Source organism: Saccharothrix ecbatanensis, assembly GCF_014205015.1.
GTDB classification, from domain to species: domain Bacteria; phylum Actinomycetota; class Actinomycetes; order Mycobacteriales; family Pseudonocardiaceae; genus Actinosynnema; species Actinosynnema ecbatanense.
Map to the genome: position 1 here is coordinate 3,617,882 of NZ_JACHMO010000001.1, position 22,459 is coordinate 3,640,340.

A 22,459-nucleotide genomic window follows, 5' to 3' on the forward strand; every position below is an offset into this window, starting at 1 on the left:
CGGGTCGTGCCACCTCGTGAACGGCCGCTGAGGGCCGAGGACACACCGTTGTTGAAATTCGCGGGGGATCTACGGCGCCTGCGCCGCAGCGCCGGTTCGCCCTCCTACCGTGAACTGGGATCGTGGGCGAACTACTCGGCCGCGGCGTTGTCGGAGGCGACGGCGGGCCGCAGATTGCCGAGCCTGAGCCTGACGCGGGCGTTCGTCCGCGCGTGTGGCGGCGACGTCGGCGACTGGACCGCGCGATGGCGGCACCTGGCCGTCGAGCCCGAGCCCGCCGACGACGAGCCGCCGTACGTGGGCCTGCGCAGCTACCAGGTGGCGGACGCCGAACGGTTCTTCGGCCGGGAGGCGATCCTCGCGTCGCTGCTGGAACTCGTGGCGGAACGCCCCTTCGTCGGGGTGTTCGGCGCGTCCGGCTCCGGCAAGTCCTCGCTGCTGCGTGCCGGGCTCGTCGCGGCGGGCGGGCGCACGGCCGTCGTGGTGGCACCGGGAGCGGACCCGGTCACCGAGGTCGCGGTGCGGGTTGCCGCGCTGCTCGACCGGTCTGCCGTCGACGTGCGGGCCGAACTCGCCGCAGACCCGGCGGTCCTGCGCGGGTTGCTCCGCGCGGCAGGGGATGACGTGCTGCTCGTGGTGGACCAGTTCGAGGAGGTCTTCACGCTCTGCGCCGCGCCGGACCGGAGTTGGCTCGTCGAGGCGATCACCCACGCCACATCGGCGACCACTCGCGTGGTGATCGGGGTGCGCGCCGACTTCTACGAGCACTGCGGGCAACACCCGGCACTGGTCGCCGCACTGCACCGGGCTCAGCTCATGGTCGGGCCGATGACCGCCGACGAACTGCGCCGCATCGTGACCGAACCGGCGGCGCAGCGTGGTGCCACCGTGGAGGCGGCGCTGCTGGCCCGGTTGGTCGCCGACGTCGCGGGACAGCCGGGCGCGCTGCCGCTGGTGTCGCACGCGCTCGTGGAGACGTGGCAACGGCGTCGCGGCATGACGCTGTCGCTGTCGGGCTACACGGACGCGGGCGGCGTCACGCACGCCCTGGCAAGGTCGGCGGACGAGCTCTACGAGGCACTGCCCGACGGGCTGCGCACGGCGGCACGGCGGTTGTTCCTGCGGCTGAGCGCTCCGGGTGACGGCACCCAGGACACCGGCAGGCGGGTGCGGCGAGCCGAGGTCGACACACCCGCCGCGCTGCTCGACCGGCTGTCGGCGGCCCGGCTGATCATCCTCGACCAAGACAGCGTCGAGCTCGCGCACGAGGCGTTGCTGAGTGCGTGGCCGCGGCTCGCGGGCTGGCTCGACGAGGACCGCGACGCGCTGCGGGCGCACCGCAGGCTGACCGAGGCGGCCGACACGTGGCTGGCGCACGACCGCGACCCGGACACCCTCTACCGCGGTGCGCGGCTGGAGCAGGCGCGGCAGCTGCTCGACCGGCTCAACGCGCGCGAGCGGGAGTTCGTCGACGCCTCGGTAGCCGCCGAGCGTGCCCACGACGCAGACCGCAGGCGCGCCTTGCGCCGGCTGCGCCGACTGGTCGCGTGTCTGGTGGTGCTGGTCCTGGTGTCCGCGGGCACCGCCGTGCTGGCCGTGACCTCGCAACGGGAGGCGACGCGGTTACGCAACCACGCCCTGTCACAACGGGCGGCCGACAAAGCAGCCGAGCTGCTGCACACCAACCCACTCGACGCGGCCGTCCTCGCACTCGCCGGCTACCGCGTGGCGCCGACAACCGAAGCTCACGACGCCCTCATCCTGGCCGACGCCGCCATCGGCGCGAACGCGAACCGCGACAACGACCTGGGGCATTTGATCCGGCCACCCGGCGACCGGGTCGCGATCACGCTGGAGGCCGACGCGGCGCAACTGTGGGCGCGGGACGGCTCAGGGTGGCGGCGTGCGGGACGCCTGAAACCGATCAACTTCCCCTACCTGGTCAGCGCCGACGAAAACCGGGTGGTCACCAGGCAATCCAGTGGCGGAGACATCATGTGGGACGTCACCGATCTCGACGCACCCAGGCCGGTGCCGCTGCCACCGCTGCCACTCGTGCACAGCCTGGACACGCACGGCGATGTACTCACGGCTGTGGTCGACGGCGAAGCCGTGGTGTGGCGCTCCGGAATCGAGACGCGCCTCCCGGGGACAGGTGTCGAAGCCGCCATGCCGTTGCCCGACGGAACCGGCGCAGTGATAGTCCGCCGCCACGACGGCGACCGCCGCGACGTCGAAGTGTGGACGCTGGACGGCACACCGCACCGAACCGCCGTCCTCATGAATGCCGACGCGCCACTTGAGCCGACCATCGGCCCGGCAGGCCATGTCGCGGTGGTCAACCACACCACGTCACGTCTGGTCGTGCTGGACGTCACCGCGCCTGCCACACCACTTATCGACGTCATACTCGGACCGGAACAACGCCTTGTCACGTTCTCGGCCGACGGACACGCGATCGCCGCGACGGGCCGGGACCGGGTGTCGCTGTGGGACCTGTCACGCGGCCGTGCGCTGCTTTCGCTGCAGGCACAGGGAATCAATTTCACTCTCACCCGCTACCACCCCGACAGCGGTGAGCTGCACGCGATCACGGCCCCCACGGACACGGTGTGGCGCATGGACACGAACTTCGACCAGGTGCTCCGCAGGGCGTGCACACGACCGCTCACCGTCGACTGGCCCACCCACTTCCCCGACATCACCCCGCCGCGGCTGTGTCCATGACGCCTCCAACCACGAGTCCTCGGCGTCTCCGAGGGCGGCAGCACCCGTAGCGCCTATTCATGAGAAAGTCAGGCTTACCGGTTTCGCCGCGTCCTGAATTGCCCGCCGCAGCCCTATTTTGCGGCTCGGCCACCTACGCTGAAGCCGTCCGCCAGGGCGCGACGCACCCAGGCCGCGGAGGAACGAGCCCTGCAGCGGCACACCGCGGTCCACGGCCTGCGGACGACATTTTCGGCATGCAGTGCTCGTCGAGCTCCTCGCGGAACCGGGCCCAGGGCGGCTGCCGTCGTGTCTTGCGCCTGGACGACGAAGACCCGCTGCACGACTGCTTCCGCCGTAGCGTCCCGTACTTCGCCTGCCAGCGCTTGGGCACCGGCCCGCAACAGTCGTACACCGCGTGTGGTCAGGGCATGCGGCTGCGCCGATCTGGCGAGGTCAGGAGACGGCCGCGTCGAGCAGGTCGGCTAGTTCGGCGGGCGCCGAGAGCATCGGCCAGTGCCCCGTGGGCAAGTCGAAACGCCGCCATGGCGGCTGGTTCAGGTAGGCGAGCATCGGAATCCCGGCATCGAGCAGGGCCTTGAAGTCGTGGCAGGCGATCAGGACGCGGTCCACGCCGGGACCAGGGTCGGCAGGGTCGGCGAGGCGCTGGGTGTAGGTGCCGAACGGATGCGGGGTGGCACGCGCGAGCAGACGCTCCAGCTCGGGCTCGTCGAGTCCGTCGAGGCTGCTGGACATGCCGAGAATGTCGATCGGCGGCATTGCCAGCTGCCACCCGTCGCCGAGCGCGTTGACCTGCTGACGCAGCTGGTCGGCTACCTGCGGTGGCATGAGGTCGAGCATGCACATGCCTGAGGCGAACGGGGCGCTGTCCACGTAGACCACGCGCTCCAGCCGGTGGCCGAGGCGTCCCGCGGACCCGGTGACCGGAGCGGCGGCGTAGCTGTGGGCGACCAAGGTGATGTCACGCAGGTCCTGCCGCTCGACCAGATCGGTGATGTCGCTGATGTGGGTGCTCAGGTTCGTCTGAGGACCGCCCAGGTCGGCGCGCTCGGCCAAGCCCGTCAGCGTCACCGCTACCGCGGTGTGGCCGCGCTCCCGCAGAGCGCGAGCAGTCTCTTCCCAAGCCCATGCCCCGAGCCAGGCGCCGGGAACCAATACGAAGGTAGCCATGTGATCTCCCTGAAGTGCGGTGTCTGCCGGGAGCGTAAGTTCAATACAGGACACAATCCGCCCTAGAACATTGAGTGATCCACGTCCCATCCCCTCACCCGTGTGCTGACGCTGCTGGAACTCCTCCAGTCCACGCCCGACTCACCGGAGCCGAACTGGCCGACCGCCTCGGCACCGACGTCCGCACCGTGCGCCGATACACCGCGCACCTGCGGGACCTCGGTATCCCTGTGGAGGCAGAACGCGGCCGCTACGGCGGCTACCGACTGGCCCGCGGATACCGAATGCCCCCATTGGTCCTCATCAACGACGAGGCACTTGCCGTTGTCCTGGGCCTGGTCGCCGCGGAACGCCTCGGCATGGGCACCGCGGTGCCGGCCAGTGCTGGCGCCCTTGCGAAGATCGAGCGGGTGCTGCCGCAGGCGCTGCGCGAACCGCTCGCCGCCATCCGCGAATCCCTCGCATTCACCGGCAACGCCGTCATCGGGCAAGCCCCAGGGGCCGGCATTCTGCTCGCCCTGGCCCAAGCCGCCGTAGGGATCGACATCGCGGTTGTGGACCGCGGACGGCCCGCCGCATCACCTTCACCTGTCCCGAACGTAACGACCAGATCGCCCACCGCGCCACCCGGGGGCTCACGCGGCGGACGACCACCGGCCTTCGACGAGGAGCGCTACAAGCGGCGCAACGTGGTCGAACGCTGCTTCAACCGCCTCAAGCAGTTCCGAGGCCTGGCCACCCGCTATGCCAAACGAGCCGCCTACTACCAGGCCGAACTCACCATCGCCGCCATCGTCCTCTGACTGCGATGACGAATTGCAGGACACTGCATAGACTGCCGAGGGTGAGCATCCGGTGGACCTGGGCCGAGGACGAGCGCACGCCCGCGCCGCCGCTGAGCGCCGCGGAAGTCGCCGAAGCCGAGGCGGAGCTGAAGATCAGCTTCCCGGACGAGTACCGGGAATTCCTGCTCCACGTGAGCGCGGGCAACGGACGGGTGCGGCGGTTGGCCCGCGGACCGGACGGGTGGCGCTGGGACAGCGACACCGAGACCGACCTGGAGATGCTGCCGACCCCGTTCCCGGACCAGGACTCGGTCGAGCGCTGGTGGGCCGAGCACGACGCGCGGGAGCCGGACCGGGACGACCCTTCCTGGGACGCGTGGGACCGGGAAGGCGAGGAACTGGGGCGGCGGTGGGGTGCGGGAGCCGTGTGCCTGCAGGACTACGGGTGCGGTTTCTGCGTCCTGCTCGTGGTCACGGGGCCGTCCCGGGGCACCGTGTGGTTCGACCGGCGGTCCGCCTGCGACGACATCGTGCCGCTGCGGTCCGAGGACGGGCGGCCGGTCGGGTTCGCCGAGTGGCTTGCGTCCCCGTGGCGGCACTGGTTCGACCGGGCCGTCCGCCGGCACACCGCACCCGGCTGAGCTCCGCGCGGGCCGGTCAGTGTTTCTCGAACGCCTTGCGCCACCGCTCGGCCGACCTGAGGTCAGCGCCGTACGGGCGGGTGGGTTCCACCACCGAACACGATGGCGCACAGTTGGGGGTCACCTTCCGCAACACCGGATCGAGCACCGTCTACATGCTCACCAGGGGCAACGTCCCGTCGCTGTCGATCTACTCCGTCGAACTGGCCAACAACGGACCCTCCCACCGGATGCCGCGACGAACCGACACGACCAGCACGACCCGCTACGGCGCGCAGGTCTACCAGGTACCGGCCAGCCCGTGGTTGCAGCGCCGTAGATCGAGGCCAAGTGTTGCGATCCTCGCCAGTCCCAGACGGCTGGCGCTGCCCTGCGCGAACAGCTCGAACAGGAACGAACGGTACACAGGGCCCTCGATGTTCCCAATGATCGAGACGACATGCCACCATCAGAGTGCTCCACGGCCTGACCCAAGGCGTGGCGGCAGTCGGCGTCGAAGGCGTCGCGTTCCTCGGGCAGCAGCGCTGCGCGGATCGCCTCGGGAGTCCTGTCGATCTCCGACCGCGTGTAGGACGAAATGTCGTTCGGTCGACGCGTCGTTGCCCGCCCGGTAATTGCGGCTAGCGCTTCGTCCAGTTCCGGCATAGCCCGCCTGGTCCGCCCAGGTGGGTTCACGTTCAGGAGGTACGAGTCGGTGGCGTCCGTGTCGTGAACACGTGTACATCGGCGCGATCACAGCCACTTGGAGCGCCGACTGCTTGCCCCCGCAGCCTCGCTGCCGCGCCTCGGCGTCGACCCGCTGTGGCACGGCACGTCCACGCAATCACGAACCTGTGCCTGTCCCCCGCCGCGACTGCTGGCCTGCTGGGTCGCCGACACGTTCGGCCGCACGTCACCTTCGGCGGGCACGCACGCCGCCACCGGGGAACCTGCCGCCGCGTGGGCGCTGTTCGCCGCCGCGCAAGTCCGCATCGACGCCACAAGGCCGGCCTGGCATCGGGCCCGAGCCCAGGTGCGTGTCGGAGGCGGATGATGTCGTCCCGGAGGACGAGGGGAAGACGGCGCGGTTTCTGGCCGACGTGACCGTCACCGGTCCCCGCGAGTGCCGCGCCCGGGCGAGCTGTGAGTCCAAGTCCCGGCCGACACCACACCGGAAGATGCAGGAATCGGCGAACCGGTTCGTGCCGCAGATGGATGGCCTGGCGGCCGAACGGCAAAAGCTCGCCGACATCGGCATCGTGTTCATGAACCCGGACGGCGAAGTCCAAGGCGCGATCACGCACAACGACAACCGAAACGACGGCGAACCGAGACTGCCCCGCAAGCCTGACCCCACGGACTCATCCGGCCGGTTCCAAGACGAGGTCAGGCGACGTTCTCCTCCAGGGGCGGCGACGCAGGCCTCGAACCGGTCGCGGCGCAGAGCCACCCGCACCTGCGCGAACAGGTCTCGTCTCCGCAGTTCTTGAAGACGCCAGCACCGTGACACCGTCCCTGTCGCGGGCGGCGACGCCATCACCTGACCCGGACATGGCCGAGGAGACGATCCGAATCCCTTTGCCGGCCACTGCACGCGCCGAGTTCCGGCGTGCAGCCCGGAGGAATGCCACGGATCTGAGACGTGCCTCTACTGCGGACCGGGCGAGCGGGAGGCGTAAGGCCCGCTCGTGCCGAGTAGCGCCCGATGGTTCGAGTGGAGTACCCGCTGAGGCGGTCTCCGGGGGGAAGTCCGGCTGGGCTCTCGCCGCTGGCAATGACTCGCGGCGATCGGCACAGGCAGCTACCCGAGGATCAGTAGGCTGGATCCGCCGGGCCGTCCTGGGGAGAGATCATGGGGAGAGTTGTTGCTGTCGGCGATGTCGGAGGGCATGCGGACCAATTGCGATGGGCTCTGGACTGGCTGGGTGCCGACGATGGACGGCTGCCTCCTGATCTCGTGGTGATCCAGGTCGGTGATCTCGTCGATCGAGGCCCGGACAGCCTGGGAGCGCTCGACGTCGTGGCGAGGCTGCTGGACGAGCAGCCTCGGCAGTGGATCCAGCTCGTTGGCAATCACGAGTCGCAGTACCTGCCTGGCGGCACCGTGTTCTGGCCCGACCCTCTCGAAGAGGAGGGTGTGACCCGGCTGCGGGAATGGTGGGCGGACGGGCGCTTGCGAGTGGCCGCCGCTGTGCGCACAGTCGACGGCGACGAGCTGTTGGCGACCCACGCGGGGTTGACCCTCGCCGGCTGGCAGCAGCTGGGAGAGCCCAGGTCGGCGGTCCTGGCGGCGGAGTTGCTCAACGAGCGTCCAGAGTTGATTTGGCGGACCGGTGAACACGCACGCGATGATCAGGCAGGTCCCTTGTGGGCGGAGTCGGGCGCGGCACTGCATGAACCGTGGATGGGCTACCGCGGCATCGTGCCGTTCGGTCAGATCCACGGGCACTCGACGATTGTGCATTTCGCCGACCAACGTTGGCGCTGCACGGGCAGACTTCGCCAGCGCGCGTCCGTTGACTGGCACGCCCGCCACGTGCGGGTACGTGTCGGGGGACGCTTGTTCATCGGCGTCGATCCGGGGCACGGCCGGACCGGTGCCACTCGCTGGCAGCCCTTGACCTTCGACGGCGCCACTGTCCACACCGCAACACCCAGCCTGCGCTAGCGGGAAATGATCAATGGTATTGGAGCTTCGGGTGCGGTCCCAGGGGTGTTGTGTCCCTCGGACTGAAGGTGTCGCACCCATGATGGCCAGCGCTTCTATGGATGATCAGAGCTTGTGGTGTTGCTGTCATGGTCGCGGTCGAGTGCCCTGCTCCGTGCGGGTGGTCGCCGGTGCACCTCGCGCTGCTCCTCCAGGAACAGATATACCACCTGACCAGCCCTATCCGGCCTTGCGTTCTACGGGCGGATGTCGACCTCGGAGCACCAGGACCGGCGTTCCTCGCGGTTGTGGCAGCGGGAGGTGTGCGAGCGTCTGGTCGCCGGGCACGGGACGGTCGTGGCGGAGTTCTTCGACGAGGGCGCCTCGCGGCGGCGCCGATGGCCCAATCGGCCGGAGGCTGCGCGGTTGCTGGAGCCGTTGGCCGATCCGGACCGGGGTTCGACGCGATCGTGGTGGGTGAGTACGAGCGGGCGTTCTGCGGGCGGCAGTTCGACGAGCTGGTGCCGTTGCTGCGCGCGGCCGGTGTGGAGGTGTGGTTGCCCGAGGTCGGCGGCCGGGTGGACCTGGAGGACGACGATCACCGTCGGCTGATGGCGTTCCTCGGTGCCGACACCGTTGCACCCCTCGACCGCCCAGACCCTGTCCGGCCGGCGGCGGCCTTCGTCCAGCATCCGTCGGTAGCCGTCGTTGTCCGTGCCGAACCGCCCTTGCCCGACCGTTCGCTCCCGACCGTCGACGATCTCGATCGTGGCCGAGCGCTTGTGCGGGTCGACACCGATGACCACGGGACTCACATCGCCTCCTCGCCTGTTCAGGGCATCTGACAGACGGGGAGGGCAACGCTACTTCGAGCTGGGCAGACCCCTCTTGAGCCACAACCCCGCCACGATGCCCGGCGAGACACACGCCATGAGTGAGCCACACCCAAAGAACGGGTGGGCAGCCGCTGAGAGAGCGTCCCTCCGAACATCTCGACCGAGCCTGGCCTGGCATCGACCGTGCCACCAGTCAACAAGTAGCCGCTGATCGAGCATCGCGAACGCGCGCCCATGCCGACCACCATGCGGCCTTCTCGGCCAAGCCTCATGGGCCGGACTTCGAACAGGTGCGGCGCTGGGAATTCGTCCTGATCGATCGTCCCCGCACCCACCGCTGCCCCACCTATGATCCAGTCGTGACGAGCTTCCCCGCTGCGGCCCGGCGAGTGCGCGACGACGCCCTCACCCCGCGCAACAGGCTGCTCGCCCTTCGGGAGTGCGCGCTGAACTTCGCCCCCTACGGCTTCCGCGCCACCTGGCACCACCTCGTCGTCAACGCCCGGATCCCGCACCGGCTGGAGGACGACCTCGACTCGTTGCACCGCGCGGTGGACGAACTGGAAGAAGCACGTGCGGTCTGGCGGGGACGCGCCGCGGACTTCGCAGAACGCCGTCGCCGCGAGAAGGCCGCCGGGCGACGGGTTCCCTCCCGCGCCGATCAGTGGCTCGGCAACGGCGTCCACCTCCGTTGCCCCGACTTCGAGCAGCACCCCAGCGATCGACTGATCATGGTTGTGCGCAGGGTCATCGCCGCGCATGAATCGGGAGTGAACCCGGCCACGGCATGCCTCGCGTGCGCATCGGCGTTGAAGGGTGCGAACAAGCGCTGCCCGGACTGCGGGGTGCTCCCGGAAAATGCGGCGCCCCGCCTCCTCGCACGTTGGACCGCCGTCGAGGCGGCCGAGCGCTGGAACAGGACATGGCGGCGGGAGACATCCCGGTAGACGTCCCATCGAGCGGTCCGTCGCGCCCGGCTGCCAGCCGGGCCACCGCACGGCAGCTCGGCCGACCTGGTACCCATTCTGATCCACCTCGACCGGCGCAGCCTCTGCGCACCCGTGGCAGGCACGGGTAGGCAACGCCACCACGAGGGCATCCACACCCCTCAAGCCCGCATCCCACTCTGGGAAAGGCGGACAAGAACGCCACCGCCACCGAGTGCGCTCTCATGCCGCATAGCGGGCATTCGATCTCGTCGGCGGCGGTGGCGTTCTGCTCGACCACGGCCTCTGCGGAGTGCTTGCGATGGCCGGACTCATGCGCGGCCACGCTGTGGCAGCCGACAAGCAGCCCAGACGTGGTACTCACCGGCGCGGCCGGTGCGTCGCGCAAGTCATGACCCGTTACCCCGTACAGGGCGTTGACGGCAGAGGGAAGCCGCTTTGTGATGATCTCGCCTTCCTGTGGTGATGTGAAAGGTGGGCGCAGTGGTGTTGTCCGGTCGGGATGTGCTCACGGACTGGATGGGCTTGCGGGCAGAAGACCAGACCGGTGGCTGCGGTGCCCCGGGCGGGCCGTTGTGGGTGGCCTGCGGTTCGCGTTCTACGGCCGCACCTCCACCACCGAGCACCAAGACCCGGTGACCTCGCGCGCGTGGCAACTGGAAGTCGCGCAGGAGCTGACTGCCGGGCACGGCACGATCACGGCGACCTTCTTCGACGCCGGGCGGTCGCGGCGTGACCGGTGGCGTGACCGGCCACAGGCCGCGGAGCTGCTGGCTGCGGTGCGGGATCCGGATCGCGGGTTCGACGCGATCGTGGTGGGCGAATACGAGCGCGGCTTCGCCGGCGACCAACTCGAGCGCCTGTTGGCATTGTTCCGGCGTCACGGGGTGCAGGTATGGCTGCCCGAAGCCGGCGGACCGGTCGACCTCGACACGCCGGAGCACCGGGTGCTGGTCAGGATGTTGGGTGCGCAGTCGCTACGCGAAGTGGTCCGCGCCCGGCACCGCGCGATGGCCGCCATGCGCGCCCTCACCGAAGAAGGCCGCTACCTGGGGGACGTGCTCCCTACGGCTACCGCTTGGTCGACGCGGGCCTGCACCCGCACCCTGCAGGGGCGCGCCGCGGTCGCAACGTCGTCCGGCTGGAGCCCGATCCCGAGACCGCGCCGACCGTACGGTGGCTGTTCGCCCAACGCTTGGCCGGCCGCAGCATCGAGACCCTGGTCGAGATCCTCAACCAGCAGCACACGCCATGCCCGTCAGCGCACGATCCGGACCGCAACACGCACCGCACGAGACGCTGCTGGACCACCGAGACGGTCACGACGATCCTGCGCAACCCTCGCTACACCCGGCTGGCAGGTCTGGAACCGACAGTCTGTCGACCACGACCACCACTCCCCCACCGACCAGCGACGCAGACGCGTCGCCAAGTGGAAACCGGCGCACCAGTGGATCCTGTCCCGACAGCCCGCCCATGCCGCGCTGGTCAGCGAACGCGACTTCGTCGCGGTCCAACACATCCGCCGGCGAGGGGAGACGCGTGAGTACCTGCTGGCCGGGTTGCTGCGCTGCGGTGCATGTGGGCGACGGATGGAGTCCCGGTGGGTGCACGGACGTCCCGGCTACCGCTGCCGCCACCACCGCGGCCCACGCACCGAGCAGACGCCGCCGACGCTCTACCACCGCGAGAAACAACTGATCACCAGGATCGGCCACGCCCTGCACCTGCACGCAGCGGCAAGCCCGCACACCGTCGTCGACAAACTACGCGCCGACCACGCCGTGATCACCTGCCATCCCGACAGAGTCGCCATCTGGAACCAGCGGCACCTACTCCACGCACTGCGCGAGTACGAAAAGTCCCACAAACACCCACCGACCCCACCAAGGCATCGCCAACGCCCGACCACTACGCACGCTGCCACAACCCATCACCGATCAAGCAGCGGTCACCCACCTCGACATCCGCCGCCGGCAACGGTTGGGCGGCATCCTCAACGAGTACCACCACGCCGTCTGACCTGCACGGACGGCATTTTCGGCAAGCACAGGTCCCAGGCGCCGGCGTAGCAGGCCTGTAGTTCTAGGCGCACGGAGTCGGAGGTGGGGCCTTGGCGGGTGCGGACGCGGTCGTTGGTACCGAGCAGGTTCTGCACGTGGTGGCCGTATTCGTCGGCGAGGATGTAGGCCTCGACGAACGGTCCGCCGGTCGCGCCGAACTTTTGCTGTAGTTCCCGGAAGAAGGTCAGGTCGATGTAGATCTGGGCGTCGGCGGGGCAGTAGAACGGTCCGACGGCGGAGGTGGCGTTGCCGCAGCGGGTCTGTACGCCACCGGAGAAGAAGTTGGTCTGCGCGGATTGGTAGGTGCGGCCGGATCGGGCGTGCTGGTCGGTCCAGAAGGCTTGGATCGAGTTGATGAAGGCGACCACCCGGCAGTCGGCTTCGCGGTTGGCGTCCGCGCCGGTGCGGCACTTGGTCCTGATGGCCTCGGAGCCGACCTGTTGGCCGCGGTTCACGTCGCCGAACCCGGATCCCGCGGGCAGTTGCGGGGTGCCGCCGATCTGGGAGAGCACGAGGTAGATGATCAGGCCGACGATGCCGAGCCCGCCGCCGCCCAGGGCGCCCGGCCGCCGATGCCGCGTTGGTCGCTGACCTGGGAGGTGTCCAGTTCGGCGTCCTCGTTGAACTGCACCGCGTGTCCTCTCGAAGTGTCGACCCGCAGGCGGGGCCGGGTTGCTCGGCCAGAGCGAGGGGCGTGCAGTGGCGGCGGGCGGATCGCGGCCACGCGAAGCCACCAGGGTGCCCGGTCACCCGATGCCTTGACGATCCGTCACGTCCCGGATGACGTCTCGTCGTTCTTGACGTAGGTGGGGTGCAGGTGCGCCGGTTGCTTGGCGCGTTTGGCGCGGGCGCGAAGGTTGAGGAACTCCACCAGGATGGAGAAGGCTATCGGGCCGTAGACGTAGCCCTTGGGAATGTGCTGGTCGAAGCCCTCGGCGATGAGGCTGCCGCCGATGAGCAGCAGGAACGACAGGGCGAGCATCTTGACCGTGGGGTGGCGGTTGACGAACTCGCTGATGGTCTTCGCCGACACCAGCATGATGATCATGGCGACGACGACGGCGGCGATCATGATGCCGAGTTCGTCGACCATGCCGACGGCGGTGATCACCGAATCCAGGGAGAACACCACGTCGAGGATGAGGATCTGGACGATCACGGAAGCGAACGACACGGTCTTGCGGGTGGTGGCGTGTTCGGCGCCTTCGAGTTGTTCGTGGATCTCGTAGGTGGCCTTGCCGAGCAGGAACAATCCGCCCAGCAACAGGATCAGGTCACGCCCCGAAATCTCCTGGCCCAGTGCGGTGAACAGCGGCGCGGTCAGCCCGATGACCCAGGACAGCGACGCCAGCAGCAGCAAGCGGGTGATCAAGGCCAGGGACAGGCCGACCACGCGGGCGCGTTGCTGCTGGTGGGCGGGCAGGCGGCCGGCGAGGATGGAGATGAACACGACGTTGTCGATGCCGAGCACGACCTCCAGCAGCAGCAGGGTGCCGAAGGCGATCCACAGCTCGGGGCTGAGCATCCATTCCATGTGTGGGCTTACTCCTTGTCCCCGCGGCTGGGAAGCGGTCTACGTGCGCGGGCATCGGGCATCGGGCATCGGGCGGCGGGGTCGGGCGGCGCGGCAGGCGTGTCATTGGGAGTGGCAGCCTGCCGCGCCGGTCTATGGGGTGTCAGACCCGTTTGCGGCCGTACATGCCGGCGGCGAGGCTGACGCCGCCGGCGGCGAGGGCGATCTGGATGATCAGTTCGATCCAGTCGATGCCGCGGGTGTCGCCGACACCGAGGGCGTTCGCGATGACGGTGCCCAGGATCGCGGCGGCGATGCCGACGAGGATGGTCAGCCAGATCGGGATGTTCTGCTTGCCGGGCAGCGCGAGTCGGCCGAGTGCGCCGATGATGAGGCCGACGACGAGGGCGCTGATGATTCCGGAGACGGGCATGTCCACTCCTTCAAGGGGTTCAGGTGAGCTGCACTACCCGATCAGCGAAGGGGTCACTCCTCGAAGGCCATGTCCTCGCCGCCGCCGTCGTCCTCGAAGACTTCTTCCATGACCTCGCCGAGGACCATGCCGCCGACCACACCGGCCGCGACGCCGCCGACGACCGCGCCCATGCCGGGGCCACGGCGTTCGTGGTGCCCGTGGTGGTCGTGGTCGTGGTGTCCGTGCTGCCCGTACCCCGGCTGGCCGTAGGCGGGCTGGCCGCCGAACGCGGGGTTGCCTTGCGCGCCGTGGCCGGGGGCGTGACCGCCGAAGGCGGAGTGGCCGCCGCGTTCGGCGATCTGCGCCATCCACTGGTTGATCGCGCCGGCCCAGTCGGTGTTCATCGCGTCCTGGTGCGAGACGTGGAAGCGGCCGAAGGCGTCGGAGCCGGAGGAGAACATGCCGCCGCGCTTGTCGGCTTCCAGCACGACGACCAGCTCGTGGGGGTTGGTGACGAAGGTCAGCTCGACCTGGTTGACCCGGCCCGCGTACTGACCGGGCGGGAAGAACTCGATCTCCTGGTAGAAGCCCAGTTCCTGGTTGACGCCGTGGATGCGGCCCGCTTCGACGTCGGCGCTGCGGAACTGGAAGCCGAGCTGCCCGAACGCGTCGAGCACGCGGTCCTGCGAGGGCAGCGGGCCGACCAGGAGCGGGTCGAGGTCACCCTTGTCGGGGGCGCCGGAGATGACCAGTTCGGTGCGCACGCCGACGGTCATGCCGGGCAGTTGCTGCCCACCGACGGCGGTGATCGGGGTCTCCCAGGGGATCGGGAGCTGGAACGGCACCGACATCGGCTGACCGGCCGGCACCCTGACGCCTTGCGCGACGACCGCACGCAGGAATTCCGACACACCGCCGAACTCGTGGTCGCCGTGCTCGACCTCGACGCGGGTGACCAGGGACAGCACGATCTGGTCGATGTTGGCGTCGTTGCTGCCGCCCTGGATGCGGACCTGCCCGGTGATCACCTGGCCGGGGGTGGCGTGCGGGGTGTCCAGGACGGTGTCGACGGACGGTCCGCCGACGCCGAAGGCGCTGAGCATCCGTTTGAACATCAGGGATTTCCTCCAGGAGGGTGGGTGTTCACGTGGTGCGGAGCAAAGGGTCGGTCTCGTCCTCGAAGTCGCCGATCAGCTCTTCGAGGAGGTCTTCCAATGCGGCGATGCCGACGACCCGGTCTTCCTGGTCGGACACCAACGCCAGCTGGGCGCGTTCGGCACGCATCGCGGTGACCGCGCTCGCGACCGGCATGGCGGCGGGCAGCGTCACCGCGGAGTTCATCAGGTCCCGGGCGGTCGTCCTGCGGCCCGCGGCGGTGGCGCGCACGGCCTCACGGATGTGCACCAGGCCGAGGAACCGGCCGTCGACGTCCATCACCGGGAACCGGGAACGCCCCGACTCGCGACTGCGGCGCTCGATCGCCAGGGCACTGCTGTGCAACGACACGCTCAGCGTGTCCTCGACGGGCACCATGACCTGGGCGACGGTGGTCTTCTGGAGTTGCAGCATCCGGGTCAGCAGCCGCTGCTGGCCTTCGGGGATCAAGCCGTGCTCGGCGGACTGCCGCACGAGCATCCGCAGGTCGTCGGGTCGGTGGGCCTGCGCCAGCTCGTCCTGCGGCTGGACCTTCATCAACCGCAGCAACCCGTTGGTCACGCCGTTGAGTCCACTGAGGATCCAGCGGACCGAGTGCGCGAACGCCCGGAACGGCAAGGCGAGCAGCAGCGCGGAGCGTTCGGGGTGGGAGATCGCCCAGGACTTCGGGGCCATCTCGCCGACGACCATGTGCAGGAAAACCACCAGCACCAGGCTGAGAGTGAAGGCGATCCCGTAGGACACGCCCGACGGCAGCCCGGTCGCCAGCAGCAGCGGGTCCACCAGATCGGCCACCGCGGGCTTGGCCAGCGCGCCCAACCCCAGCGTGCACAGCGTGATCCCGAGTTGGGCTCCCGCGAGCATCAGCGACAGCTCACGCACACCGGCAACGGCCGCGCGGGCGGCGCGGCTGGTCTCGGCGTTCTGTTCCAGGCGGTGCCGCTTGGCGGCGATGAGCGCGAACTCGGCGGCCACGAAGAACGCGTTGGCCACCAACAACACCAACGAGACCAGCAACGACCAGGTGGTGTTCATCGCGCATCCTCCCGGACAACGGTGGGAGCGGCCAGCACCACGGTCGACGGCACGTTGCGCGCGACCGCAGTCACCCGCAGCGACACCCCGTCGAAGGTGATCTCGTCGTTCACCCGGGCGGTGCGACCCAGTCTGCTGAGCACCAGCCCGGACACCGTGTCATAGGTGTCGTGCTCCGGCAGTTCCACGCCGGTGGCGTCGGCGATCTCATCGACCCGCATCCGGCCGGGCACCCGCCAGACCCCCTCGCCCAACGGCTCGATGACCTCCTCGACCAGATCGTCCTCGTCGTGGATCTCCCCCACCAGTTCCTCGGCGAGGTCTTCCAGCGAGACGACCCCGGCAAAGCCGCCGAACTCGTCCACCACGCACGCCAGCTGCCGACGCTCGACCCGCAACCGTTCGAGCACCGCCGGCAGCGGCAGCGTCGCGGGCACCACCAGCGCCGGGGAGGCGACGTCGCCGATCGGCGTGTCCGCGCGCCGCTCGGGGTCCACGGTCAGCACCTCGGCCAACCCGACCACACCGCGCAGGTCGTCCAAGTCCTGTCCGAACACGGGGAAACGGGAGTGGCCGGTGTCCAACAGGTCCACCACACGGGCGACCGGTTCGTCGGAGCGGACTGTGTGCACGACCACGCGCGGCGTCATGGCCTGTTCCGCGACCAGCTCCCGGAAGCCCAGACCGCGGTCCAGCAACCGGGACAGCTCGGCGTCCAGGTGCCCCTCGCCGCGCGCATCGGTGATGATCTGGCGCAGGTCCTCCGGCGTGGCGCCCTGCGGCAGCTCCTCCACCGGCTCGATGCCCACCGCGCGCAACAGCCGGTTCGCCGCCGCGTCGAACAGGCGGATCACCGGACCCGCGATCTTCAGGTAGGCCAGCGTGGAAGTGCTCAACGCCTTGGCCAGCGACTCCGGCCGGGCAATCGCGAAGTTCTTGGGCAACAGCTCGCCCAGCACCATCTGCACCACCGTGGCGAACACCAGCGCCACGACCATCGACAGCGACACCGCGACGGCCGGGGACAGGCCGGTCAGCCCCAGCAGGTCCGCCAGACCCGTGCCCAGCAGCGGCTCGGCCACGTACCCGGCGAGCAACGCCGTCACGGTGATCCCGAACTGGGCGCCCGACAGCATGAACGACAACTTCCGCGTCACCCGGTGGGCCCGCTCGGCGGCCTTGTCGCCGCTCTCGGCCAGCTGCCGCAACCGGCCCCGGTCCACCGCCATGTAGGCGAACTCCTGGGCCACGAAATACCCCGTGGCCACAGTGAGGGCCACGATCGCGAGCAAGCCGGAAAAGATCAACACGGCGCACCCGCCACGAACCGGGAACCTATGATCAGCCGGGTCTCACCCGGCCGACTACTGGAAGGCTCTGTGTCGGCGTCATCAGGCATGCTTCACACTAGCACGTGGCACTGTACGGTTGACGGTGAGTGCCCGGAACGAGGAGGTGGCAGTGTCCGAGGTTCTGCTCCGGATCGGCGAACTCGCCGCCCGGGCCCAGGTCAGCCCCCGCACCGTCGACTACTACACCAGCCTCGGCCTGCTCACCCCGGCCAAGCGCACCGCGAGCAACTACCGCCTCTACGACTCCGCCGACGTCGACCGCATCCACCTCGTCCAACGCCTCGAAGTACAGGGCGTTCCCCTGGAAGAGATCGCCACCGCCCTCACCAACCAGCACGCCGACGTCGCCTCGATCCTGAACCTCATCGATGCCGACCTGCGCACCCTCCAGGCCGTCACGGAGAACGCCTCCCCCGAGGTGCAGGGCCTACTGGCCGCGATCGCCACCAGGGTCCACTCCCTGATCACCGTCGCCCTTCAGATCCCCCCGGACCTGCTCCTCCCCTGAACCGTCCCGGTCCCGCCGCAGGCACACCGACGTGATCGCGTGGTGCTCCACGGCGAGCACCTCGATCGTCCACCCCGACACCCTGACCCGCTCACCCGGCGCTTCCGGGACGTGCCCCAGCAGCACCAGGACCAGACCGGCAATCGTGGCGTAGTCGCCGTCGGGCTCGTCGGGCAGCTCCACACCCACATCGACCAGGTCGTGTATGGGGAAGGTGCCTGGCAGCACCAGCGAACCGTCCTCGGCGGCTCGGACGGCCATCACGTCGCGGTCGGTCTCGTCGTAGATCTCCCCGACGATCTCCTCCAGCAGGTCCTCCAGCGTCACGATGCCCGCGACCGCGCCGTGCTCGTCCACCACCAGCGCCATCTGCTCACGCTCGGCCTTGAACCGGCGCAACGCGTCCGACACACGCACCGAGTCCGGGAACACCACCGCCGGCCGCGCCAACTCCGCCACACCGCCCCGGTCGTGCAGAAGATCGCGCAGGTGCACCACACCCACCACGTCGTCCAGGTGCCCGCCGCGCGCCACCGGCGCCCGCGAGTGCCCGGACGCGGCAAGCTCCGCCCGCGCCGACGCCACGTCCACCTCCGCCGCCAGGGTCACCACCGACCGGCGCGGCACCAGCACCTCCCGCAACCGGCGCTCGTGGATCTCCAACGCCCCCGTGATGATCATCCGCTGCTCGGCGTTGAGGCCGCGCTGCGCCCCGACCAACTCGTGCAACTCCTCCGGCGACATCTGTTCGGAGTCGGCGTCCGGTTTGCCCCCGAACAACCGCACCACCAGATTGGTCGACGCGCTCAGCGCCCACACCGCCGGACGCGACACCGCCGAGAGCACGTCCAACGGGCGCGCGACCAGCAGCGCCCACCGCAGCGAGTACTGCATCGCCAGGCGCTTGGGCGCCAACTCCCCGAACACCAGCGTCAGGAACGTCAGCACGATGGTCACCAGGGCCACCGCGACCGCGTTCGCCGCGCCGCCGAAGAACTCCAGCAGCGGCACCAGCGGCTCGGCCAACGACACCGCGGCCGTCGCCGAAGCCAGGAACCCGGCCAGGGTGATCCCGATCTGGATGGTCGCCAGGAACCGGTTCGGGTCACCGGGCCAACCGGACCAGAGTGCGCGCCCCGGCGCGGCGGTCACGCTCCAGCGCCCGCAACTGGCCCTCACGCAGCGAGATCAACGCCATTTCGCTGCCCGCGAACACCGCGTTGAGCAACACCAGCACCGCGACCAAGGCGATGTTGAAACCGTAGCCGTCCACACCCACTCCCCGGCCGGACCGGACGGCGACACGCTACTGCGCGACGGGCCTGCTCACCGGTTGACCGCGGCCACGGGCACTGCCGTCGAGACCGGAAAACCGACGGGGTGCGAGCGTCATGCCCGCACCCCGCCCCAGGTCGCACCGACAGGTGCTACTTGGTGGCCTGCTCCAGCGCCACCAGCGCCGCGGCGAGCGTGAAGTACTTGCTGGTCCCCAGGTCACGAACCGTCTTGATGCCGAACGCGGAGGCAAGTTTCTCCGCGTCACCCTCGCTGACCCCGGCCAGCGCCGCCACCGGCGCGTCCAGCACCTCGGACACGCCCAGCTCCTCGTACGCCTTGTCCAACTGCTTGGCCAGGTCCACTGAAACAGCCACTACGGTTCCCTCCAGGAGTTGTCGATCACGACGACGCCACCCTATCGAGGGAATCATCCCGTTCGTCCGTTTGGTACCGATTCGCCCGCATGTACCGCCTTGACGGAGCAACCGTGCAGCCCGTCCGTGCACGCTGCACCCACGGGCACGTTGGAATACGGCAGAGCCTCACCGCGGATTCAGTCCGATGCCGGGGCTCGCGGGCGCTGCGGAGGTGACCCGCCGTCACGGCGCACCCGGCAAGGAGCGGCCTCCTCGTCAGCAGACGGGCGTTGCGGTGACTGTGCGCACTCACCGCAACGCATGGTGATTGCACCGAAAGACCGGGGCAGGGGCAGTCCGAGATTTCGGCGATCACCAACGGGCGGCAGGTGCAGGCGTACGACGTGCTGGAGCGCATCGCCGACGGGCTGGGTGTTCCTCGGGGTTTCATGGGTTTGGCGTATACCGACGAGGCGGCCCACGGCGCGGCGACCTCAGCCGGTCTCCACCGCACGAAGGACGACTTCATGCTCGAACGTCGCGGCTTCCTCGGCCTGATCAGCAAGATCGTCATGGGGGCGGTGCTCACGCAACCCGAGGTGGATCTGCTCGCCGTGGGCCCGGACACCACACCAGTCCCCAATCGGGTGGGCGCGACCGACGTCGTCCAGGTGCGGGCACTGACCGCCGCGCTGCGCTCCTACGACGCCGCGCACGGCGGCGGCTCCTGCCGCGACGCCATCCTCGCCCATACCCACTGGGCGCAGTCGTTGCTGCATGCCTCGGCCACCGACGCCGTTCGGACCAGCCTGCTGTCGGCGATCGCGGAAGCCAAGACAATGGCGGGGTGGACCGCGCACGATCTCGGCCTGCAAAGCGATGCCCAGCGTTGGCTCGGTCAAGCCGTCCGCGACACCCAGGACGCGGGCGACCCGGCCCACACCGCGATCGTGCTCTACCACCTGGGACGTGTTCCTCTGGACAACGACGACCCGGCCGAAGCGCTCAAGCTGTTCCAACTGGGCCAGATCGCAGCCCAGGACTCACACTCCTCCGTCGCGGACCTCGCCGGGTACCTGCCGCGCACCGCCGGAACGACCGCCGGCGACACCGCGAACCGCTGGGACCCGGTGCTGCGCGCGCTGGCCGAGCACCCGGACCACCCGCTGGCCGCCACGCTCACCACCCCGCTGTCGGTGGGCCTCGCCCGCGTCATCTACAGCGACACGACCGGCCCGGACCCGGCCGAACTGCTGGACGCCGAGCGTTTCCCCACCGCAGCGAGCATCTCCGACCACCTGTTGACCCGTTTCGTGCCCACCGTGTGCCGGCCCGAACCGCTCGACCGGGCCGTGGGCCTCGACCAGCGGTGGTCGGCCGAGCAGGCCGCCCGCTGGTTCCGCTTCCTCGCCGCGCACCTGAGCAGGCGGCACACCACCGACCTCGCCTGGTGGGAGTTCGGCACGGCGTTGCGCCGACGGTCACGGACCCTGGTGCTCGGGCTGTTCGCCGGAGTCACTGCCACGGTGGTCGACTGGCTGGTGGAGGGTGTCGCGAGCGCCTTCGGCACGCGCGTCGGATCGAGCCCCTGGTTCCTCTCCGGGCTGCTGATCGGTTTCTTCGGAGCCGTGCTCATGGTGATCAGCTACGGGTTGGTGATCGGCCGTGACGTGCCGGCGCCGGTGTCCTTGCGGATCAGCGTGCGGAGCGGTGGTCGGCGGCTGACCGCGGAGAAGAAGAGCCGGTTGCGGCTGGGTGTGCTGTGCGGGTCCGTGTTCGGCGTGTGCCTCGGCACTGCGCACCGGCTGCTCGACGTGGTGACGTCCCGCTCGGCCTCCTCACTCGTGGCCTGAGTGGTCGACGCGGCGCTGTTCGGGGTCGTCTACGCGCTCGGGGTGGCGTTGGTGTTCTGGGTCCTCGGCCTGATCGAGGCGCCGGTCGACCTGACGTCGGCCGGTGGTCCCGCCGACCTGATCCAGGCCAACCGCGCGTTGCTGGTCGGCCCGGTGCTCGTGCTCATGCCGGTGTTGGCGGGTTTCGTCGTGGGCGTGGGCGAGCTGTTGGACGGGGTCGACGCCGCCCGTCCGCTCGGGATCGAACTCGACTGGGCACCGCAGCTGGTGCTCGCCCCCGGTCTCGTCAGCGCGCTCGCGGCGGTGCGGGTTACCTGTTCGGCATGACGCCGTGTCACCGCGCTGAGTCCACCCGCGTGAACACCAGCCGCTCAGCAGCACACCCGCTCAGTCCCGCACCATTGCCACACGCACCGCGCCCGCCACCGGTTGGCGGGTCAAGGGGTCGCTCACCGCCGGGCGAGGTATGCAGAACGCCTGGAACGGCACGACCAGCCCGGTGGCATCCGCAGCAACAGGAGGATGCACTTCTCCACCAGGGAGATGAGCGAACTTCACTCGTCGCCGGTCTGGGTGCCCGAGTGCGGGCGGCGCAGCCCGTCCAGGAGGAGGGTGATGACGCCGTCGGCCTCGGCCCGCCAATCGGGGCGGTCATGGGCCGCACCGATGCCGTGCAGTGCCATCATGACGGTGCCGGCGTCTACATCGTCCCGGACAGCGCCTTCCCGCACGGCGGTGGTCACCAAGTCGGTGACAGCCTGCTCCAGCGCCCGGCTGCCCTCGGCGAGGACGCTCGAGCGGTCGGCCATGAGCGTGGCCAGCGTCCGGGCCAGGCCCTCGTGGGCATCCATGTGGTCGACCACGCCGCGGAGGAAGGTCGTCAAAGCCTCCGCCGCAGGCAGCGTGGCCTGTAGTTGGCGGGCGCGCTCGCACAGCGCGGCGACTTCCCCGTGGTAGACCGCTTCGGCCAGCGCCTCCCGGGTCGGGAAGTGGCGGTACAGCGTGCCGGTGCCCACCCCGGCCAGGCGGGCGAAGTCGTCGAAGCGCAGGTCGAAGAAGTCGCCAGTGTCGAAGACCTCCCGGGCTTTGGCGAGCAGGGCCTCGCGCTTGCGTTGGGCGTCGGCCCGCAGCGGCTTGTCGGCGGTCATGCGCTACCTCGCATTGACAAATGGAGATGACCTCCATATTTTCAAAAGTGG

The 22,459-nt window shown here is 69.5% G+C and carries 22 protein-coding genes and 2 pseudogenes; 11 read left to right on the forward strand and 13 right to left on the reverse strand.

Annotated features, from left to right (window positions below):
* Positions 1-48 precede the first annotated feature (48 nt).
* The gene (locus tag F4560_RS15190) at positions 49-2,727 is read left to right on the forward strand and encodes an ATP-binding protein (RefSeq protein ID WP_184920613.1); all 2,679 of its coding nucleotides are present in this window, start codon (positions 49-51) and stop codon (positions 2,725-2,727) included.
* 435 nt (positions 2,728-3,162) lie between these two features.
* On the opposite strand, the gene F4560_RS15195 is transcribed toward F4560_RS15190, so the two are convergent.
* Positions 3,163-3,897, reverse strand: coding sequence for an alpha/beta fold hydrolase (locus tag F4560_RS15195; RefSeq protein WP_184920615.1), 735 nt, complete (start codon positions 3,895-3,897; stop codon positions 3,163-3,165).
* Between the two features lie 74 nt (positions 3,898-3,971).
* On the opposite strand from F4560_RS15195, the gene F4560_RS46590 reads away from it, so the two are divergent.
* Entirely contained in the window at positions 3,972-4,700 is a 729-nt protein-coding gene (locus F4560_RS46590) for an HTH domain-containing protein (protein ID WP_376775297.1), read from the forward strand.
* Positions 4,701-4,741: 41 nt separating this feature from the next.
* Complete coding sequence (locus F4560_RS15205) at positions 4,742-5,323, forward strand: SMI1/KNR4 family protein (protein ID WP_184920617.1); 582 nt, start codon at positions 4,742-4,744, stop codon at positions 5,321-5,323.
* Positions 5,324-5,482: 159 nt separating this feature from the next.
* Here the strand turns inward: F4560_RS15205 and F4560_RS46595 are convergent, their stop codons facing one another.
* Positions 5,483-5,968, reverse strand: a complete 486-nt coding sequence (locus F4560_RS46595) for a DUF6247 family protein (RefSeq protein WP_221483503.1) — start codon at positions 5,966-5,968, stop codon at positions 5,483-5,485.
* A 1,186-nt stretch (positions 5,969-7,154) separates the two neighbouring features.
* On the opposite strand from F4560_RS46595, the gene F4560_RS15210 reads away from it, so the two are divergent.
* Positions 7,155-7,970, forward strand: coding sequence for a metallophosphoesterase (locus F4560_RS15210; protein ID WP_184920619.1), 816 nt, complete (start codon positions 7,155-7,157; stop codon positions 7,968-7,970).
* 236 nt (positions 7,971-8,206) lie between these two features.
* Here the strand turns inward: F4560_RS15210 and F4560_RS15215 are convergent, their stop codons facing one another.
* A complete protein-coding gene (locus F4560_RS15215) occupies positions 8,207-8,764 on the reverse strand; it encodes a hypothetical protein (RefSeq protein WP_184920620.1) in 558 nt (185 codons plus the stop codon).
* A 380-nt stretch (positions 8,765-9,144) separates the two neighbouring features.
* On the opposite strand from F4560_RS15215, the gene F4560_RS15220 reads away from it, so the two are divergent.
* From F4560_RS15220 to F4560_RS46610, 4 genes and pseudogenes are all read left to right on the forward strand, one after another.
* Positions 9,145-9,732, forward strand: a complete 588-nt coding sequence (locus F4560_RS15220; protein WP_184920623.1) for a hypothetical protein — start codon at positions 9,145-9,147, stop codon at positions 9,730-9,732.
* A gap of 443 nt (positions 9,733-10,175) precedes the next feature.
* A pseudogene (locus F4560_RS46600) lies at positions 10,176-10,721 on the forward strand (recombinase family protein); the annotation flags it as partial.
* Positions 10,628-11,278, forward strand: a complete 651-nt coding sequence (locus F4560_RS46605; protein ID WP_376775422.1) for a recombinase family protein — start codon at positions 10,628-10,630, stop codon at positions 11,276-11,278. The pseudogene F4560_RS46600 and the gene F4560_RS46605, both read left to right, overlap by 94 nt.
* A 46-nt stretch (positions 11,279-11,324) precedes the next feature.
* Positions 11,325-11,804 carry a hypothetical protein gene (locus tag F4560_RS46610; protein ID WP_376775423.1) on the forward strand — a complete coding sequence of 160 codons (480 nt, stop codon included), beginning with the start codon at positions 11,325-11,327 and terminating at the stop codon, positions 11,802-11,804.
* Here F4560_RS46610 and F4560_RS15230 read toward each other — a convergent pair.
* The 6 genes and pseudogenes from F4560_RS15230 to F4560_RS15255 form a co-directional block, all read right to left on the reverse strand.
* Positions 11,789-12,426: pseudogene (locus F4560_RS15230) on the reverse strand (neutral zinc metallopeptidase); the annotation flags it as partial. The gene F4560_RS46610 and the pseudogene F4560_RS15230 sit on opposite strands and share 16 nt — an antisense overlap.
* A 138-nt stretch (positions 12,427-12,564) precedes the next feature.
* Positions 12,565-13,329 carry a TerC family protein gene (locus F4560_RS15235; protein WP_184920625.1) on the reverse strand — a complete coding sequence of 255 codons (765 nt, stop codon included), beginning with the start codon at positions 13,327-13,329 and terminating at the stop codon, positions 12,565-12,567.
* 142 nt (positions 13,330-13,471) lie between these two features.
* Positions 13,472-13,741 carry a GlsB/YeaQ/YmgE family stress response membrane protein gene (locus tag F4560_RS15240; protein WP_184920627.1) on the reverse strand — a complete coding sequence of 90 codons (270 nt, stop codon included), beginning with the start codon at positions 13,739-13,741 and terminating at the stop codon, positions 13,472-13,474.
* A 53-nt stretch (positions 13,742-13,794) separates the two neighbouring features.
* Positions 13,795-14,838, reverse strand: coding sequence for a sporulation protein (locus F4560_RS15245; protein WP_184920629.1), 1,044 nt, complete (start codon positions 14,836-14,838; stop codon positions 13,795-13,797).
* A 28-nt stretch (positions 14,839-14,866) separates the two neighbouring features.
* A complete protein-coding gene (locus F4560_RS15250; RefSeq protein ID WP_184920631.1) occupies positions 14,867-15,913 on the reverse strand; it encodes a hemolysin family protein in 1,047 nt (348 codons plus the stop codon).
* On the reverse strand, positions 15,910-17,205 hold the full coding sequence (locus tag F4560_RS15255) for a hemolysin family protein (RefSeq protein WP_246477810.1): 1,296 nt from the start codon (positions 17,203-17,205) through the stop codon (positions 15,910-15,912). Before F4560_RS15255 ends, F4560_RS15250 begins: the two co-directional genes overlap by 4 nt.
* 169 nt (positions 17,206-17,374) lie before the next feature.
* On the opposite strand from F4560_RS15255, the gene F4560_RS15260 reads away from it, so the two are divergent.
* Positions 17,375-17,773 carry a MerR family transcriptional regulator gene (locus tag F4560_RS15260; RefSeq protein ID WP_184920635.1) on the forward strand — a complete coding sequence of 133 codons (399 nt, stop codon included), beginning with the start codon at positions 17,375-17,377 and terminating at the stop codon, positions 17,771-17,773.
* On the opposite strand, the gene F4560_RS15265 is transcribed toward F4560_RS15260, so the two are convergent.
* The 3 genes from F4560_RS15265 to F4560_RS15270 form a co-directional block, all read right to left on the reverse strand.
* A complete protein-coding gene (locus F4560_RS15265; protein ID WP_376775299.1) occupies positions 17,693-18,925 on the reverse strand; it encodes a hemolysin family protein in 1,233 nt (410 codons plus the stop codon). The two genes, F4560_RS15260 and F4560_RS15265, sit on opposite strands and share 81 nt — an antisense overlap.
* Positions 18,879-19,046 carry a CNNM domain-containing protein gene (locus tag F4560_RS46615; protein ID WP_376775301.1) on the reverse strand — a complete coding sequence of 56 codons (168 nt, stop codon included), beginning with the start codon at positions 19,044-19,046 and terminating at the stop codon, positions 18,879-18,881. Before F4560_RS46615 ends, F4560_RS15265 begins: the two co-directional genes overlap by 47 nt.
* 154 nt (positions 19,047-19,200) lie before the next feature.
* Positions 19,201-19,425, reverse strand: coding sequence for a hypothetical protein (locus tag F4560_RS15270; protein WP_184920637.1), 225 nt, complete (start codon positions 19,423-19,425; stop codon positions 19,201-19,203).
* A 281-nt stretch (positions 19,426-19,706) separates the two neighbouring features.
* Here F4560_RS15270 and F4560_RS15275 point away from each other — a divergent pair, with 281 nt between their 5' ends.
* Together F4560_RS15275 and F4560_RS15280 are read left to right on the forward strand one after the other, a co-directional pair.
* Entirely contained in the window at positions 19,707-21,260 is a 1,554-nt protein-coding gene (locus F4560_RS15275; RefSeq protein ID WP_512700353.1) for an NsdA family TPR-like regulatory protein, read from the forward strand.
* The gene (locus tag F4560_RS15280; protein WP_184920639.1) at positions 21,261-21,587 is read left to right on the forward strand and encodes a hypothetical protein; all 327 of its coding nucleotides are present in this window, start codon (positions 21,261-21,263) and stop codon (positions 21,585-21,587) included. It begins immediately after the preceding gene.
* A 227-nt stretch (positions 21,588-21,814) separates the two neighbouring features.
* On the opposite strand, the gene F4560_RS15285 is transcribed toward F4560_RS15280, so the two are convergent.
* Positions 21,815-22,408 carry a TetR/AcrR family transcriptional regulator gene (locus F4560_RS15285; RefSeq protein ID WP_184920640.1) on the reverse strand — a complete coding sequence of 198 codons (594 nt, stop codon included), beginning with the start codon at positions 22,406-22,408 and terminating at the stop codon, positions 21,815-21,817.
* Positions 22,409-22,459: the final 51 nt, after the last annotated feature.

Excerpts from the sequence above, each read along its gene's own strand:
- F4560_RS15195 (WP_184920615.1), bottom strand. The coding sequence starts at position 3,897 with ATGGCTACCTTCGTATTGGTTCCCGGCGCCTGGCTCGGGGCATGGGCT.
- F4560_RS46595 (WP_221483503.1), bottom strand. The coding sequence starts at position 5,968 with ATGCCGGAACTGGACGAAGCGCTAGCCGCAATTACCGGGCGGGCAACG.
- F4560_RS15210 (WP_184920619.1), top strand. The coding sequence starts at position 7,155 with ATGGGGAGAGTTGTTGCTGTCGGCGATGTCGGAGGGCATGCGGACCAA.
- F4560_RS46605 (WP_376775422.1), top strand. The coding sequence starts at position 10,628 with ATGGCTGCCCGAAGCCGGCGGACCGGTCGACCTCGACACGCCGGAGCA.
- F4560_RS46610 (WP_376775423.1), top strand. The coding sequence starts at position 11,325 with ATGGAGTCCCGGTGGGTGCACGGACGTCCCGGCTACCGCTGCCGCCAC.
- F4560_RS15235 (WP_184920625.1), bottom strand. The coding sequence starts at position 13,329 with ATGGAATGGATGCTCAGCCCCGAGCTGTGGATCGCCTTCGGCACCCTG.
- F4560_RS15240 (WP_184920627.1), bottom strand. The coding sequence starts at position 13,741 with ATGCCCGTCTCCGGAATCATCAGCGCCCTCGTCGTCGGCCTCATCATC.
- F4560_RS15245 (WP_184920629.1), bottom strand. The coding sequence starts at position 14,838 with ATGTTCAAACGGATGCTCAGCGCCTTCGGCGTCGGCGGACCGTCCGTC.
- F4560_RS15250 (WP_184920631.1), bottom strand. The coding sequence starts at position 15,913 with ATGAACACCACCTGGTCGTTGCTGGTCTCGTTGGTGTTGTTGGTGGCC.
- F4560_RS15285 (WP_184920640.1), bottom strand. The coding sequence starts at position 22,408 with ATGACCGCCGACAAGCCGCTGCGGGCCGACGCCCAACGCAAGCGCGAG.